The organism is Cellulophaga sp. 20_2_10 (assembly GCF_023476645.1).
In the GTDB taxonomy this organism is placed as follows: Bacteria; Bacteroidota; Bacteroidia; order Flavobacteriales; family Flavobacteriaceae; genus Cellulophaga.
Genome location: NZ_JAMCOJ010000002.1, coordinates 145,564 through 163,164, shown reverse-complemented (window position 1 = coordinate 163,164; position 17,601 = coordinate 145,564). Strand labels below are relative to the sequence as shown.

Sequence of the window (17,601 nt, the reverse complement as noted above, 5' to 3'; positions counted from 1 at the left end):
GTGTTAATATGCGTTATTAAATAACTCTATAAATAGCTTTTTATTTCATCTAAAGAGTTAATTATAGCGCAATGATTATGTGTTGGCTCTTGATGAGCATTAAAATGTAAAGTGTGTAAACCTACTGACTTAGCTCCTAAAATATCTGCTTCTACACTATCTCCAATCATTAAAGATTTATCTGCTGTAGTGTTTGCTTTTTGTAGCGCAAGTTCAAAAATATAAGGGTTTGGTTTTTTAACTCCAGCCATTTCAGAATCTACAATTACATCAAAATAATTATCTATTTTAGAATTTCTGATTTTCTTATTTTGCACGTCCTGAAAACCATTCGTTATAATATGCAGTTTATAGTTAGGCTTTAGATGCTCTAAAATTTCTATAGCATTAGGAAATAAATGATTAAATGAAGACAGGTGATTTATATACTCTGCTGCCAACAAATTAATTTCTTTATCGCTTGCATTATAACCTATAGTCCTAAACGTAGTCTGCAAGCGCTGAAAACGCAAATCTTCCTTAGATATTTTTTCTTCTCTAAAAAGTTTCCAATAGTGATGATTAATAGGAATATAGGCTGTTAAAAAATCTTCAACCTTTACTCCTACCTTATTTTCTTCTAAAATTTTTGTAAAAGTCAAAGCAGAATTCTTTTCAAAATCCCAAAGCGTATGATCTAAATCAAAAAAAACATCGGTAATTAATTCTTTATACATTGTATTTTTTTATAACATTTTCGTAAACTCTCATCCAATTAATTCGCTGCTTTTTGCCTAGTAGCTCATTAGAAAAAATAGTAATTAATTTACCGTTCACTTTTTTTAGTTGATGGTAAACTGAATCTAATTTAATACTAATTTCTTTCTCGTTTTTTAAAGAACCTAATGCATAATTATGCGCTGCAAATGGGTGTATTTTTATTGGTTGTTGTGACTCTAAATGAATATCGTAAAAAGAAAATGGCGAACAAGTACCAGCTCTAAAGCCAATACAATGTGTGTAACCCATTGTAAAATCCTCGCTAAACTCTGCATCTACCAACTCTTTATACGTTGTGGGTATCTCTACTCTATTATATCTAAACCGCACATATTTAATAGGCCTATTTACCACCGCTCCTAGCTTTCTTTTTTCTTCTTTAAGTACTTCTATATTAGAAAAAGAATTATAAGATGCAGCTAAAGAAACTACACTATAATCTGCTACCGATTTTATTAAGTATCTAAATTTATTGTTGCTTGTAGACACGTTTTTATCAAAAGTAGAATAGTCCGCAAACTGAAAAAAGAACATACTTTTTACATTATTCTTTTTGTGCAAACTTATTAGATGATCAAAATTATTATATGGATCTTTTTTAGGATTAAACCATACAGATACTCTTTGAAAAACGCGTTTAAATTTTAAAGTGACCAAATCTAATAATAAACCACCAGCACTGCGTAAAAGACCACGATGTGCATAACAGTGAGATGTTGTAACATCTATAACAGATGTATACTGATACGCTTGTTTTTTATATTCTAAATCTGGAAATTGTTCTAATAAAACAGCCAAAAGCTTATACATCCAGATATCTACTACTGGCTTCTCTAAAAATTTATGCTTGTACGCTAAACTCTCCTTTACAGGGTATCTACCGTGGGCATCTTTTACGTGTGGCAAATATTCTTCATATCTAGAGATTAAATAAAAACTGGCTGCAAAAACATCAAAAGGGATATTACTACGTTCCCCTGTTGCAAAAAAACAAGGGGTACCATCCCATTCGCTAATATTAATCTCTAAATCGCTTATTCCTTGCTGATACAACAAATCGTTACTACGTATAAAAAACTCGTTTTGTAACGGTTGTTTACTGTATGTGATTTTTGCCCCAGAATGCTTAATAAAATCTTCTACCTTGGTTGTTAAGGTAACTTCTATACCTAGAACTTTACCAAAAAGATGTTTCATTATATAGGTGAAACGAGGCGTTATTTTATGTGTATAAATTAATAGCATTCTAATCTTAAGGATTTATATCTGTTTATGTTTTATAAGTGTTTACTACTGTAAAATTTATCGTTGCAAAGCTAAAGCATTCTGTTTAGTAATAAGAATATGCTCTATAACTTTCGTATATCAAAGATTAACTCCTCTTTTATAGCTTAGCTAAATTTAGTATTGGCAACTTAAGAAGTTGTTTTTATAAAAAACAGATTACTCCTTATACTAAATAACAAAACATAGCTACTCCTTAAAGCAGCTATGTTTTTACTTATATAAAATTGATTGCTTTTTTATTTAAAAACAGGAATCAATTTTGAGCAACCTAATCTTCATATGCACCCATATTCCAGAAACCAGTATTTGGCCTAGAAACTTGATTGATATCAACCTTTATATCAATTCCATATAGTGCTTTAAAATGAGCATAGACATCAAAAGATAAGTCATTTGGCGACAATGCAGCTTCTACCGCAGCACTAGATTCTTGCAAAGAGAAGTCGTTAGCGTTGGCATCTTTAAATAATGGATCTGTACTTATGCAACCTTCACCTTTATTAAAAGCTGCTTGAAAACTTGCTAAATTATGCATAACACCATTACTCCATGAAATTTTAGCTTCAGTATCAAAATGGTTATTTTTAAGTGTAGATTGTGACCCTGTCAAATAACTATCTTCTAGCATAATATCAAAGTCTCGCGTATTAGAAATAACATTATTTTCAATAAACAAGGTAGAATTGTAATAGCCATTCGCAACCCCAACATCGCTATTTACAATGGTATTATTAATGATATATCTTGGTGTGGCGCCGTTGTTTATTTCTATACCTAAACCACTAGTAGCACCATTATACGCAGTGCCGTTTATAGTAGCATCCTTAATTAAATTACCAATAATAAAAACACTTTTACCATTAGTACCTGCACCACCATTATCACTACCTCCGCGAATACCAGTGTATGCGTTAGAGATTTCGTTATAAAGTATCCAGACACGATCTGGTGCATATTGAAAACCAATTCCTTTTGCGGGAGACCATGGGGTATCTATAATATCATGAATTACATTTTCACTGATGATAATGTCTAAGGCATACTTTATTCCGATACCTGCTTGAGCAATATTAAAGATATGATTGCGTGCAATATATATATGATGTGCTGTTGGTTGTTTTTCGAGTGACCCAGCCTCTACTTGAAGTCCGGCAGACGAGTTACTAAACTCATTATCTAATACCCACATATTACTGGTATACGATTGTATGGAACAACCACGTGCATCAATATCTACATCAGAATCTAAAGGGCCAATTCTATGTGCTTTATTGTTATATATAATAATATCGCTAGCAGGTTCTTCTTTTAAGCCTACCGTATTTATTAAAACACCGCCAGCAACATCAACCTCACCTTTCATTTCACTATTTCTAACCAAGATGTGATCTACTTGAAACCCTAATTTATACGAGCCTAATTGTATTCTACCTCCAGAATGAAAATAAAAACCATCTAAATACACATAACTACCCGATATAAGTAAAGGTTTACCCGTAATTTCCGCTTTATTTTCAGTATCACTAACCACCCATACAGGTCCGCTTTCACCAGCTACCCATGCTTCACCAGTTCCTTCACCTTCAAGCTTAATGTAATTTTGCACATAATGATAATCGCCAGCAACAACTACATACGATCCTGCAGGAACAGGATACGGAATTGTTTTACGCGGAGCACTTGGTGTTCCGTAGGTATTATCAGTATCAGTACCAACGGCATATTCCACAAAATAATAACCAATTTGCTCGGTATCCCAAGTAGTAGGTCTTTCTGGTCTTGCAATATCTGGAGAAATCCACGCATTAGGTACACCAATAGGCAAAACATAATCTCCTTCTGAGCCAGAAATAGGCGGTTTCTCAATGAGAGAATCACTTATATCATCCTTATTGCAACTAGTAATACCAATTAGAGTTAAAGCTATCAACGTAGTTCTAAGCAAAACCTTTTTCATATTTAATATTTAGATAGTAAACTGACTTATAAATTCTTTATTGTTATAAATCAAGGATTTTATTTTCTTTAGTAATTAGATTTTCTGAAAAAAATAAAATGACTAAAGCAAATTATCATCAGCAAAGCTAAAATATGCTCTTTGAGTAATGATGATATGGTCTAAAACTTTCATATCTAAAGCTTGTGCAGCTGTTTTAAGCTTCTGTGTAATTTGTTTATCTGCTGCACTAGGATTTAAACCTCCAGACGGATGATTGTGCGCCAAAATTAAACCTATTGCTCCTATTTCTAATGCTTGTTTTAAAACCAAACGAACATCTACTAAAGTACCTGTAATACCACCTTTACTTAATTGTGCTTGGTGCAATACTTTGTTAGAATTGTTAAGATACACAATCCAAAACTCTTCATGTGGTAATTCTCCTAAGATGGGTTGCAACAAATTAAACACATCCTTACTACTCCCAATCTTTTCTATTTTAGCAACCTCTTCTCCCCTTCTGCGTCTTCCCATTTCTAGAGCAGCTGCTATGGTTACTGCTTTTGCTTCACCAATGCCTTTAAACTGCATAAGCTGGCCAATAGATAGTTTTCCTAACTGGTTTAAATTATTATTTACAGATGCCAAAATACGTTTAGATAATTCTACAGCGCTTTCATCTCTGCTACCAGAACCTATTAAAATTGCTACAAGTTCTGCATCAGATAATACTGCTTTACCTTTTTGCACTAATTTCTCTCTAGGTTTATCATCGTTAGACCAATTTTTAATTGAAAAGGAGTTTGGTTGGTTTTGCATTTGTTAAAGATAATAATCTTTACTTACATACGTATTTCATCTTAAAAACGTTACTTCTATAAACAACTATTAAAATGAAGGAAATTCTTAATCAACTTTATGAAATTGAACAAAAAAGTATTAAAAACGAGATTACTTTATTTGATAGGAACTTAAAACGTTTATTTCATGAGATTGAAGAACAAGGTTTTTTTATAAAAAATCCTATAGGTGAAAAATTCACTGAATTAAGAACAGATATAGACGCTACCTTAATAAATAATTTAGGCCCTAACTCTAAAATTACAAAGGTGCTAAAGCCAATCATTTATAAAAAAGATGGTGACCAATTAATTATTATACAAAAAGGAGTAGCAATAGTAGAATAAACAAGTATGAAAACAGTAAATTTTGGAATAGATTTAGGAACAACAAATAGTTTAATTGCTAAATATGAAAATGGTGTTTTAGAGGTTTTTAAAAACCCAATGGGACAAAAACAAACACTTGCTTCTGCCGTTGCCTTTAGAGGTAGTAGAATATTAGTAGGTGATAAAGCAAGAGATTTATTAGAGAAAGACCCTTTAAATGTGTTTACCAGTTTTAAACGAAAAATGGGTACTACAGACCGTTACTTTGCAAAAAGCATAGATAAACACGTATCTCCTGTAGAACTTAGTGCGTACGTATTAAAAGAGCTTAAAAACTTTATACATACTGGCGAGCAGCTAGAAGAGGCTGTAATAACAATACCTTCTTCTTTTGACACCGTACAATCTAACGCTACAAAAACTGCCGGTCATGACGCTGGTTTTAAAGAAGTCTATCTTTTACAAGAACCTATTGCTGCCAGTTTAGCTTTTGCTAATAAAAACAATCTTGAGTTAAACGAAACCAAAAAGTGGCTTATTTATGACTTTGGTGGTGGTACTTTTGATGTTGCTCTACTCCAAATAAACGAAAGAGAAATGAACGTCTTAGATAACGAGGGCGATAATTTTCTGGGAGGCATGGATATAGACAACCTAATTATAGAAAAGCTTCTTGTCCCTAAATTAGAGTCTCTTTTAAATGAGACTAAACTTTGGGACCAATTTAAGGAACCAAATAATCCGTTGCAGAAATTATACTTTGAACTTTTATTTAGAGCTGAAGAAGCTAAAAAAGAACTTTCTAGATTTGATGCTACCGAAATAGACATAGACTACGCAGACAAAGATATTTACACAAGTATTGAAATAACAAGAGCAGATTTTAATAATTTACTTGCTCCTTTAGTAGAGCACACTATTAACTTCTCTAAAAAAATACTTGACTCTAACAATCTTACAAGTACAGATATAGAGAAAATTATAATGGTTGGTGGTAGCACACTTATACCTTATGTTAGAGAACAAGTAGAAAAAAACTTAGCAATTACTATAGATACTAGTGTAGACCCTACTGCGGCTGTTGGCATTGGCGCCGCCTATTACGCAGGCTCTAAACTATCTAACCTTAAGCCTTCTGAACCAGAAAACAATACAATTAAAGCAGAAAAAGCAACAGACACAGAACTTATCGTGGATCTGATTTATGAGAAAAACACTAAAGATTTAGAAGAATTAATTGCGGTTGCCATTAATAAAAACACAAACAGCTACTACAGAATAACCAGAAAAGATGGTGGTTTTGACACTGGTCTTGTTGCTCTAGAAAATGGAATAAACATTTTTGTAGATTTACTACAGGGACAAGTAAATACATTTAGTCTAAAAATATTTGACAACAATGAAACTATAATTTACACAAACAACACAATACACATTAACCAAGGTAAATACAATATTCAAGGTCAATTATTACCAAATGATATTTGTTTAGAAATAGATGATGTACAATACAATGTCACAAGATTAGAATCTATTTTTACTAAAAACACAGTTTTACCCCTTAAAAAAACATTTTACAAATCGGCCTCTAAAACTATTCTATTAGGTAGTGATAATAAGCTGCAAATTAATATTGTAGAAGGCGATGGTAACGGACTACCAAGTTCTGGATTATCTATAGGTTATATAGAAATTTCTGGAAAAGAATTAGAACAAGATCTAATAAAAGGTACAGACATAGAACTAAACATTTCTGTTTCTGAATCTAGAGATATAGCTGTAGACGTATTTTTAAGTAGTTGTGATCAAGAATTTAGCAACACTTTTAAACCTACAGAAAGATATATTAGCAGCTCTAAAATGGAAAACGAAATAAGAGTAGTTACCCATAAAATAGAAAAAGAACTTGCAAAACAAGATAATGCAGATAATTATGAATTACTGCAAAAATTTAAAACAATAGAACACGCTTTAATAGAATTGCAAATAGAGCTTAGTCTATTAGCTGACAATGATGTTACAGATGCTAAATTTAAAATAGACAATCAAAAAAGAGGCTTAATACAACAATACGACTTACTTACTAGACATAAAGATTTAGATAATGATATATCTGAGTACAAATCTGAAATTCTAGCGGTAAAACATCATTTAAGCACTACAAATAGCGTATACTACCAAGACCAATTTAATAAAGTTATTGCTAACGAAAAAGCATTTTTAAACTCGGGTAACAAGTATTTAATACGTTCTAAAATTGAAGAATTAAACGCGATTAGAAATGCTATGTTTACTGCTGATGATACCAACTTTATTGGCCCTTACATACACTACAAAACATTAGCTAATTATCCGGATCAAAACAAAGCTGCTATGTTAATTGCTGAAGGCGATAAGGCTTTAGAAAACAGACAATACAATGTAGTTAAACAAATTGTATACCAGCTAGCTAGTATGTTCCCTAACGAGAAACCAAAAACATCTTTTGGCAATCAAGACAAGACTGGTTTAAGTTAATCATGATAATAGTACAAAGCTAAAAAGCGACTAATTAAATATAGTCGCTTTTTTTATTTCATAGTTTTAAGGCTACTAAATTTTCTTTTCCTTGTATTCTATATCTACAAAAGTTACTCCAAAAAGGTTAATATTTATTTGGGGCTGAACACCTAAATCTTCTATTAAAAAACCTTTATTAAAATAGCTCTTACTTGTTTTAGATGTTGCTTTAAAATATCCTCTTGGCTTACTAAAGTTTTCTGTATCATAAGATCCTCGAAATTTATAAAAATCTGTTCCCATATAAAAATAGAGCGTATCTCCATCTGGGTGAAGATTAATAACCACAGAGTCATCACTTTTTATATATGTTGCTTGATCCCGTTCTAATCCAAAATTACTAGTAAACAAAAATAAATCTTCATCACTCTTATTCGTGATCTTAACCTCATAACCATTTAGCGTACTATTTGTTATGCTTTTAAAAAGATCTGGATAAGGATTATCTCCTGTTTCAAAGGTAACAGCTCTCCATTTATCAAGGCTAATATCCTGTGTTCCTTTAAATAAGGTTTTAAAAAATGGCTCTTTATCTTTTCTCCAAACACTGCTGTTTGGTTCGTATGCGTTTTCACTTGTACTATACATTATTTCAGAATCAACATCCATAATCATAGTTTCTGGCACTTCTTCTTCAATCTCTACTTCTGGCTCTAGAATCTTATGTTGTTCTATATGGTAATAAACATCTGTAAAAGAAATATCATTATCATAAACAATAATTTTAGGATCGGTTCCTATACTATCAATTATATATTTATTCTTCAAAAATACTAATTCATCTGCATGAACATCTTTAAAATACTTTTTACCGGAACTTAACTTTACAGATGATCTTGAAATAATTCTTTTTACCTCTTCGGACCCCACAAAGTCATCTCCCATATAAAAAACCAATTCTTTAATATAGTCTTTATATAGAATATTTAAGGTATCGTTTGGCCTACTATAAGATGCATAGTCAGTTTCCATACCATTGTAATGCTTAAAAAGTATAAACGGCCTAGTTCTTTTATTATAAACCTTTATTAAATCGTTGCTTATTACAGGGTTATTACTTTTAAAAGAACCGGTATAAGGTGTAAAACCGGATTTAATTATAACCTTATTTTCTGCTGAAATACTATCTGCTTCTGCTTTATGTATTAAATCTGAATAAAACGCGGTTTTATCATCTTCATAAGAAAACTCTAACGTAGGTATTTTATAATTTGGCGGACTGTATGTTGAGGTGTTAGATGATGATGAGGACGAAGTAAAAATACGCCCTACCCTAACCAAAAAGATAACAATACCAATAATAAGTCCTATCATTTTTAAGCCCGAAAAAGACGAATTAGATCCTTTATCCATTTCCCGGTTCGAGGATCTTGACTGCTCGGAACTAGAACGAAGGCTACCTACTTGGTTTGCTGCTTTAGCGTAAAAATCTTTTGTTTCTTGACTGGCAACTTCTATTAATTTAAAATTACGAAAAGCTCTTTGCACAACCGAGAATTCTGAATATATATTTTTAGTCCTATTATAGTAATCTATCATAGCACTAACATAGTCCATCTTTGACTTAGAAATAACCCCTAAAGAAACAGTATTTAATAAGTAAATGTAGGTTTTATAGGCAACCTCAGGACACTTTAATATTAATTCACCATTTTCTGATACGGATACTTTCTCTGTAATTATATCTGCTTGTGACTTTATGTAGCGGTAGTATGTGGTTAAAAGATTGTCTGTAAAAAGCTCTTTATGAGACAGCGCTTTTATAATAGTATCGTACTTTTTTACAGCAAAGTCCGTTTTTACCATTTTCATAAAGTAAGCTTCAAAATAAGGCTCTAAAAACTCCTTTATATTTGGTGTATTTGCTAAAATAGCTGCATCTATAATAAATGTTTTTTCACCGCTATCCTTACCTGTTGTAATAAACTCCTTTAAATATCTATGCTTCTCTATAAAGTAAACGGACTTCTTTTCTTCTGGGCTAGATAACTGTTTTACTATGCTACTTACCTGTTCTGGGTTGTAGGCATTAGCGCCAGAACGCAACCTTTGAATTTTTAGAGTTTTTTCTAGCCTTATAATTCCTCGGCTATCCAAGTTCATAAGTTCGTCTAGAGATAGTCCTAAAAGATTTACAGGGGAAATATACATAAGTAAGTTTAGATATTCTTTTAACGAAAATATCTAAACTTTATGATGTAATTACTTAAAAATTAAAAATACTATTCTATTAGAGCTTTAAAATCATTTAAATCTAAACCTCCATAATTACCCGAACTCATAAACAAAACAACAGAATTGTTGTAATCTTGTGCATACACAAGCTCTTTAAACGAATCTGCATTTGTTAAAATTTGCAGATCATCTCTTTTAAAAGCATCTTTTATTTGTTGCGGACTAACTGGGTCTAATTTTTTAATAGCTACAGATTCTGGAATATAAAAAACCACTGCTACATCTGCTGCATCTAAAGCTCCCTTGTACTCCTTTAAAAATTCCGGATTAAAGCTACTGTAGGTATGCAACTCTAAAAAGGCTATTAATTTTCTGTTTGCATACTGTTCTTTTACTGCTTTTGTAGTGGCAGCCACTTTACTTGGCGAGTGCGCAAAATCTTTATAAGCAACGCAGGTTTTACTCTCTGCAATTTTCTCTAATCTTTTAGAGGCTCCTTTAAACGTTGCTATTGCCTCGTAAAAATCGTCCTCATCTATTCCAATATTTTGACAAATCCATTTTGCCCCAGCTAAATTACTTAGGTTGTGCTTACCAAAAACTTCTATTGGCATTGGACCTTCTGGAGTTTCTAATAATGTTACACCGTCTTCAATAGTGTACTCTGGTGTTGTATATCCTAACTTACGTATTGGATTTTCAGATGCTTCTACTACATCTACAACAGTAGCATCCTCTTCATTAAAAGTAATGCTACCACCTTTAACAATACTATCTACAAATATTTTAAATTGCTCTACATAGTTTTCAAACGTAGGAAAAACGTTAATATGGTCCCACGCAATTCCGCTTAACAAAGCAATATTTGGTTTGTATAAATGAAATTTTGGTCTTCTGTCTATAGGAGAAGACAAATACTCATCGCCCTCTAAAATAATAAAGTCGTTTTCTTCTGTTAAATGCACCATTCTGTCAAAACCATCTAGCTGCGCACCAACCATATAATCTACTTCTCTGCCGTGGTACTTAAGCACGTGCAAAATCATAGATGTAATTGTTGTTTTTCCGTGGCTACCACCAATAACAACTCTTGTCTTATTTTTACTTTGCTCGTATAAAAATTCTGGATAAGAATAAATGGTAAGTCCAAGTTCTTTTGCCTTTAAAAGCTCTGGATTATCTTCTTTTGCGTGCATACCCAAAATAACTGCATCTAAGTCTGCTGTTACTTTATCTGTAAACCAGCCAAAAGAATCTGGCAATAATCCTTTTGCGGCTAACCTACCTTTAGATGGTTCAAAAATAACATCGTCACTACCTGTAATTGTGTATCCTTTATGTTCTAAGGCTAAAGCCAAATTGTGCATTGCACTTCCGCCAATGGCGATAAAATGAATTTTCATACGTAAAATTATAGCCGTAAAGATAAGAATACAAATAGGTTTAAAAAAAATAAACACAACAGACAATTACACGGGAAATTGGGATATAGAAAACTTCAAATAATACTACTTTTGTTTCATTTAGAGAAGTTTACTCACTCAGAAGGTAAGTTAACGCATTCTTAATTGCGCAGTTGTACTATAAAGCTCAATTTTGTTAGTACATTTAAAGCGGATTTAGATTTTTAATCTCAACAAGATAACATACAGCTAATGAAAAACTTAACTTCTACTATAGTTCTAATTTTATTTGCAAACATAGCAATGGCACAAGAAAATAATAGTTTTGACACACTTTGGGAAACCGTAGACAAGCACGAGAGCTCTTCTATGACAAAATCTGCATTAGAAACAGCGCAGACAATTGCAGCAAAGGCAAAAAAAGAAGGCAACTCTCCGCAGAATGTAAAAGCTTTATTGTACATATCTAAATATGCAATGACGCTAGAAGAAAATTCCGTGCTATCTATTATAAACAATTTTAAATCTGAAATTGCTAAAAGTGATACGCCAACAAAAAACGTTTTACACAGTTATTTGGCAAATTTATATTTGCAATATTTTAGACAAAATAGATATCAGTTTTACAATAGAACAAATACAGAAACCAAAGTAGATAGTGTAGACTTTAGAACTTGGGATTTAACTACACTTTTTAATGAAATTAATTCCCACTTTACTGCTTCGTTAGAAGATAGCAAGACCTTACAAAATATAAAGGTTACTAATTTTAAAGCTATTTTAGACCACAGAACCGACTCTGAACTCTACAGACCAACCTTGTTTGATCTTTTGTCACATACTGCTTTAGAATTTTATAAGACCGATGAAAGTAGCATTACAAGACCTGCAGATAAATTTGAGGTAGACGACCATAATATGTTATGTAGCGGAACAGATTTTATTGAGTTACCTATTAATGAAACCGATAAAACATCATTAAAATCTAGAGCATTAAAAGTATACCAAGGTTTATTAGATTTTCATAAAAATGATGCTTCACCAGAGGCTTTTGTAGAAGTAGATTTAGAACGATTAAATTTTGTCTACGCTAACGCTGTTTTTCTAGAGAAAGATAAACACTATGTATCAACCTTAAAAAAGATGGCAACCGTATATAAAAACGATGCTGTTTCTGGTTTATACAATTACACTATTGCTACCTTTTATAACAGCCAAGGAGGCACCTACCAACCAAATAGTGTTGAGCAAGAAAACAAATGGAAGACAAATGACGCCATTAAAATTTGTAAGGCTGTAAGTACTAAATTTCCTAAAAGCAGAGCTGCAGATATGTGTAACGACTTGGTTACGTCTATAAAAAGAACTCAACTTAGTATAAATACCGAAAGTTACATACAAACCAACAAACCTTCTAAGGTTCTTGTTAGTTATAAAAATGTAGACGATTTAAATTTTACCGCGTATAGCGTATCAGACAAGCAACTTTTTACTTTAGATACAATTTATGACGATGACAAAAAGCTACAGTTTATAAAAAAACTTAAAAGCGTTAAAACTTGGAAATCGAAATTAAAAAACGAAAAAGATTATCAAAATCACAGTACAGAAGTTATTGTTCCTAATTTAAAAGTTGGGCAATTACTTATACTTGCAGAACCTACCAAATTAACTAAAACATTCGCATTTACTACAATACAAGTTACAGACTTAGCTATTGTAAATACTTATACAGATACAGAAGATTATTTTCAGGTAGTAGACAGAGCAAATGGTAAGCCAATTGCAAATGCCACGGTTAAGCTAGAGTATCATAAGACGTATGATGATCCGGTACAACATGCTAAATTTAAAACCAATAGTGCAGGTATAGTTACCATTCACAAAACAAAACAAAGATGGCAGAACATAAAACTAAAGGTTAGTAGTAATGATGATTATGCTACGTTTGGCGACTACAACGTTTATACTAAATCTAATAGAAATAATAACATAGATAACAACAATGCATTCTTATTTACAGACCGTAGTATTTATAGACCTGGACAACCTGTCTATTTTAAAGGCATTGCTATTCATCAAAAAAATAATAAATCTGCTGTATTAGAAAATATTAAGTTTACTGTAACTCTAAAAGATGTAAACTACCAAGCTGTAAAAACGTTGGAATTAACTACAAATGAATATGGCTCTTTTAATGGCGAATTTATACTGCCTAGTAACGGGCTAACAGGTAATTTTACTATAGAAGCTATTTCTACACCCAATAGTATAAATAGCACCAGCTACATTAGTGTAGAAGAATATAAACGACCTAAGTTTACAACAAGTTTTAAACCTGTTACAGAAACGTACAAGGTTCATGATATGGTAACTGTAAACGGTACTGCTAATGCTTTTGCAGGTAGTACTATTAGTGATGCTAAAGTTGTGTACACCGTAAAAAGATTGGTTAGGTATCCTAACTGGTACTATTGGAGGAGATCTTACAACAGTAGCGCTCCGCAAGAAATTAAACACGGAGAAACAGAAACAGATGCTAATGGTAATTATAAAATAACGTTTAAGGCAGAACCAGAAAAAAGTGCCAATAAAGAAAATCTACCTATTTTTAATTATGAAATTACTGCGGATGTTACAGATATAAACGGAGAAACTAAAAGTACATATACCGTTGTTAACGTAGGCTACCACAGCCTAAACGCCACTATAAATGTAAGCTCGCAAATAGATAAAATTAAAAAAGACAGCGTGCTTTATGTAAATACCAGCAACTTAAACGGACAGTTTACCGCTGCAAAAGGCTCCTTAAAAATATATAAATTACAAGCACCTAAAAATGTTAAGCGTAACAGACCTTGGACCGCTCCAGATTACAAAATAGACGAGGCTACGTTTAACACAAATTTTCCTAACGAAATATACAAGAAGCAGCAACCCAAAGACTGGGATAAAGGAGAACTTTTATGGAGCACTAATTTTGATACCGGAAAATCTACTATAATTAATTTGCCTGCTATTAAAAAATGGGAATCTGGCAAATATATTATTGAGCTAGAGGCTAAAGATAAATTTGGGCAAACGGTAACAGACAAAGCAATAACAAGTTTGTATAGTACTACAGATAAAACTACTGCAGACAATGAGCTTTTTGATATAAAAATTAATAAAACTAGTTACAGCGTTGGGGATAAGGTAGAAGTTAAGCTATTATCTGCTGCTGCACCTTTAAATGTTACAGTATACATTGATAGGAATAACAAACCTATAGAAACAAAAATAATAACACTTAACAATAATTCTAAAACATTTACAATACCCGTAACTAAAGAAGATATGGGTGGCCTATCTATTAACTACTCTTTTACAGCTTACAACTCTTTTAAGAATGGTAAAGTGTATATTAACGTACCATACCCAAGTAAATCTATAAGAATAGAAACCGTAACCTTTAGAGACAAATTACAACCTGGTACAGATGAAACTTGGACGTTTAAAGTTAAAGGTGATAAGGATGATAAAGTTGCTGCAGAAATACTAGCAAGCATGTATGATGCTTCTTTGGATGAATTTAGAGGTCACGGCTGGTATTTTTACCCTATAAGCTACCAAACACATTCTTCTAGAATAAGAACAGATGCTTACAAAAGTTTTTCTTCAGGTTCATTTAGAGTTTATAGTGATGAACCATATACCTATTACTATCAAGGCCAAAGTTTTGACTCGTTTAACTGGTATGGTTTATACTTACAAAACAGGCTTTACAAACGTAGATCTGTAATGAAAATGTCTAGTTCTCCTGCTTCTATGGAAATGGTTGAAGAAGACACCGAAGAAATAGTTGCTATAGAGGAAAGCGCCTCTGGAGCTTTAGATGATGCTATGAGTAGCCCAATGGAATCTAAAGAAGATAGCCTTCCTCCTCCCGCTCCTTCTAAAAAAGAAGAGGTTAAAATTAGAAAAAACTTGCAAGAAACAGCATTCTTTTTTCCAGATTTAAAAACAGATAAAGAGGGCAATGTTTCTTTTAATTTTACTACACCAGAAGCATTAACCAAATGGAAATTGCAATTGCTTGCACATACTAAGAGTTTAGAAAGTGCTGTAACAACATTGCAAACCGTAACCCAAAAAGAGCTAATGGTTATGCCAAATGCCCCACGTTTTTTACGTGAAGGAGATAAGCTTATTTTTAGCACTAAAATTGCGAATATTACAGAGAAAAATTTATCTGGCGTTGCTACCTTAGAACTTAAAGATGCTGTTACGGGTAAAGATATTACTGCAGAATTAATAACATCTGTTACAGAAAATAACTTCTCTGTAGACGCTAAAGGAAACACTCAAGTTTCTTGGACATTAGAGATTCCTAAAAATCTACAGGCGGTACAATACACTGTTATTGCTAAAGCAGGTGATTTTAGTGACGGTGAACAAAACTTGCTGCCTGTACTTACCAATAGAATGCTAGTAACAGAAACTTTACCAATGTGGGTAAGAAGCAATCAAACTAAAAAATTCAGTTTAGATAAATTAAAAAATAATACGTCTACGACATTAACAAATCATAGATTAAGTTTAGAAATAACATCTAACCCTGCTTGGTATGCAGTACAAGCACTGCCGTATTTAATGGAATACCCACACGAATGTAATGAGCAGTTATTCTCTAGATATTATGCAAATACATTGGCGAGTCACATTGCAAATAGCAACCCTAGAATACAAGAGGTTTTTAAACAATGGGCTAATTCTGATGCATTACTTAGTAACTTAGAAAAGAACCAAGAATTAAAGTCGCTTTTAATACAAGAAACTCCTTGGTTGCGAGATGCACAGTCTGAGACAGAGCAGAAAAAACGTATTGCATTACTTTTCAATTTAAATAAAATGAAGAGTGAGCAGTCTACTGTTGTACGCAAATTAGCAAATAACCAAACCAACAAAGGTGCTTGGGCTTGGTTTAATGGCGGTAAAGAAAGCAGATACATTACACAGCATATTATTACCGGTTTTGGACATTTAGATGCTCTAAAAGCTTTAAATAATACTGATAAAGATGTAGAACAAATGATTAAAAAAGCTATTGCTTACTTAGATAAAGAATTTGTAAGTGAGTATGAGTATATGAAAAAACATAGCTCTAACTTAAAAAGTGATCATTTAAGTAATATGCAGCTACACTATTTATATATGCGTAGTTTTTATCCGGATGTAAAATCATCTAAAAAAACAAAAGAAGTTACAGCATATTACAGAGAACAAGCCAAAAAATATTGGACCAAACGCAGCCTATACAATAAAGGGTTACTTGCCTTAAGTTTATTTAGAATGGATGAAGATGCTACGGCTAAAAAGATTTTAAAATCTTTAAAACAGAACAGTATTACTTCTGATGAATTAGGAATGTACTGGAAAGAAAATACCAACTCTTGGTATTGGTACCAAGCACCAATTGAAACTCAGTCGTTATTAATTGAAGCTTTTGCAGAAATAGAAAACGATACAGAAACAGTTGATAATCTAAAAATTTGGTTGCTTAAAAACAAGCAAACCAACCAATGGAAAACCACAAAAGCAACCACAGAAGCTGTTTACGCATTGCTTTTACAAGGCAGCGATTGGCTTTCTGTTACAGATGCTGTAGCTGTTTTAGTAGGTGATAAAAAGATAGATCCTAGCAAATTAGAAGATGTTAAAGTAGAAGCTGGTACTGGTTACTACAAAACAGCTTGGAACGGTAAGGAAATAGAACCCAAAATGGCAGATGTACAAATTACCAAAAAAGGCAATGGTATTGCTTGGGGTGCTATGTATTGGCAGTATTTTGAAGATTTAGATAAAATTACTTCTGCAGAAACTCCGCTTAAATTATCTAAAAAACTATTCTTAAAAAAGAACACAGATACTGGTGAGCAAATATCTGAAATTACCAAAAACACAAAATTAGTGGTAGGTGATTTGGTTAAAGTACGCATAGAACTTAGAGCAGACAGACCAATGGAATTTGTACATATGAAAGATATGAGAGCCTCTGGCTTAGAACCTTTAAATGTGATATCTAGATACAAATGGCAAGATGGTTTAGGCTATTATGAAAGTACTAAAGATGCAAGTACAAACTTCTTTTTTGACTATTTACCAAAAGGGGTTTATGTATTTGAGTATGATTTACGCGTAAATAATGCTGGCGATTTTAGCAATGGTATTACAACAATACAAAGTATGTATGCACCAGAATTTAGTAGCCATAGTGAAGGTGTCCGTGTTTCTATTAATAAATAATAGAATTTAAACAAATCTATTACTT

The 17,601-nt window shown here is 32.3% G+C and carries 9 protein-coding genes; 3 read left to right on the top strand and 6 right to left on the bottom strand.

Annotation, left to right across the window (positions count from 1 at the left end):
* Positions 1 to 26: 26 nt before the first annotated feature.
* The 4 genes from M4I21_RS04525 to radC form a co-directional block, all read right to left on the bottom strand.
* Positions 27 to 716: a YjjG family noncanonical pyrimidine nucleotidase gene (locus tag M4I21_RS04525; RefSeq protein WP_249557941.1), complete on the bottom strand. Its 690-nt coding sequence runs from the start codon at positions 714 to 716 to the stop codon at positions 27 to 29.
* Complete coding sequence (locus M4I21_RS04520) at positions 709 to 2,004, bottom strand: polysaccharide deacetylase family protein (RefSeq protein WP_249557940.1); 1,296 nt, start codon at positions 2,002 to 2,004, stop codon at positions 709 to 711. Before M4I21_RS04520 ends, M4I21_RS04525 begins: the two co-directional genes overlap by 8 nt.
* Positions 2,005 to 2,314: 310 nt before the next feature.
* Positions 2,315 to 4,003, bottom strand: a complete 1,689-nt coding sequence (locus tag M4I21_RS04515) for a right-handed parallel beta-helix repeat-containing protein (protein ID WP_249557939.1) — start codon at positions 4,001 to 4,003, stop codon at positions 2,315 to 2,317.
* A gap of 102 nt (positions 4,004 to 4,105) precedes the next feature.
* Positions 4,106 to 4,804, bottom strand: coding sequence for a RadC family protein (gene radC / locus M4I21_RS04510; RefSeq protein ID WP_249557938.1), 699 nt, complete (start codon positions 4,802 to 4,804; stop codon positions 4,106 to 4,108).
* A 74-nt stretch (positions 4,805 to 4,878) separates the two neighbouring features.
* On the opposite strand from radC, the gene M4I21_RS04505 reads away from it, so the two are divergent.
* Positions 4,879 to 5,172, top strand: a complete 294-nt coding sequence (locus M4I21_RS04505) for a hypothetical protein (RefSeq protein ID WP_249557937.1) — start codon at positions 4,879 to 4,881, stop codon at positions 5,170 to 5,172.
* A 6-nt stretch (positions 5,173 to 5,178) separates the two neighbouring features.
* Positions 5,179 to 7,671: an Hsp70 family protein gene (locus tag M4I21_RS04500; protein ID WP_249557936.1), complete on the top strand. Its 2,493-nt coding sequence runs from the start codon at positions 5,179 to 5,181 to the stop codon at positions 7,669 to 7,671.
* A gap of 75 nt (positions 7,672 to 7,746) precedes the next feature.
* On the opposite strand, the gene M4I21_RS04495 is transcribed toward M4I21_RS04500, so the two are convergent.
* Positions 7,747 to 9,864 carry a hypothetical protein gene (locus M4I21_RS04495; protein WP_249557935.1) on the bottom strand — a complete coding sequence of 706 codons (2,118 nt, stop codon included), beginning with the start codon at positions 9,862 to 9,864 and terminating at the stop codon, positions 7,747 to 7,749.
* Positions 9,865 to 9,935: 71 nt separating this feature from the next.
* On the bottom strand, positions 9,936 to 11,291 hold the full coding sequence (locus M4I21_RS04490) for a UDP-N-acetylmuramate--L-alanine ligase (protein ID WP_249557934.1): 1,356 nt from the start codon (positions 11,289 to 11,291) through the stop codon (positions 9,936 to 9,938).
* A gap of 252 nt (positions 11,292 to 11,543) precedes the next feature.
* Between M4I21_RS04490 and M4I21_RS04485 the strand changes: the two genes are divergently transcribed.
* The gene (locus M4I21_RS04485; RefSeq protein WP_249557933.1) at positions 11,544 to 17,576 is read left to right on the top strand and encodes an alpha-2-macroglobulin family protein; all 6,033 of its coding nucleotides are present in this window, start codon (positions 11,544 to 11,546) and stop codon (positions 17,574 to 17,576) included.
* Positions 17,577 to 17,601: the final 25 nt, after the last annotated feature.

Coding starts and splice junctions, on each gene's coding strand:
- M4I21_RS04525 (WP_249557941.1), bottom strand. CDS start 716: ATGTATAAAGAATTAATTACCGATGTTTTTTTTGATTTAGATCATACG.
- M4I21_RS04520 (WP_249557940.1), bottom strand. CDS start 2,004: ATGCTATTAATTTATACACATAAAATAACGCCTCGTTTCACCTATATA.
- M4I21_RS04515 (WP_249557939.1), bottom strand. CDS start 4,003: ATGAAAAAGGTTTTGCTTAGAACTACGTTGATAGCTTTAACTCTAATT.
- radC (WP_249557938.1), bottom strand. CDS start 4,804: ATGCAAAACCAACCAAACTCCTTTTCAATTAAAAATTGGTCTAACGAT.
- M4I21_RS04505 (WP_249557937.1), top strand. CDS start 4,879: ATGAAGGAAATTCTTAATCAACTTTATGAAATTGAACAAAAAAGTATT.
- M4I21_RS04500 (WP_249557936.1), top strand. CDS start 5,179: ATGAAAACAGTAAATTTTGGAATAGATTTAGGAACAACAAATAGTTTA.
- M4I21_RS04495 (WP_249557935.1), bottom strand. CDS start 9,864: ATGTATATTTCCCCTGTAAATCTTTTAGGACTATCTCTAGACGAACTT.
- M4I21_RS04490 (WP_249557934.1), bottom strand. CDS start 11,291: ATGAAAATTCATTTTATCGCCATTGGCGGAAGTGCAATGCACAATTTG.
- M4I21_RS04485 (WP_249557933.1), top strand. CDS start 11,544: ATGAAAAACTTAACTTCTACTATAGTTCTAATTTTATTTGCAAACATA.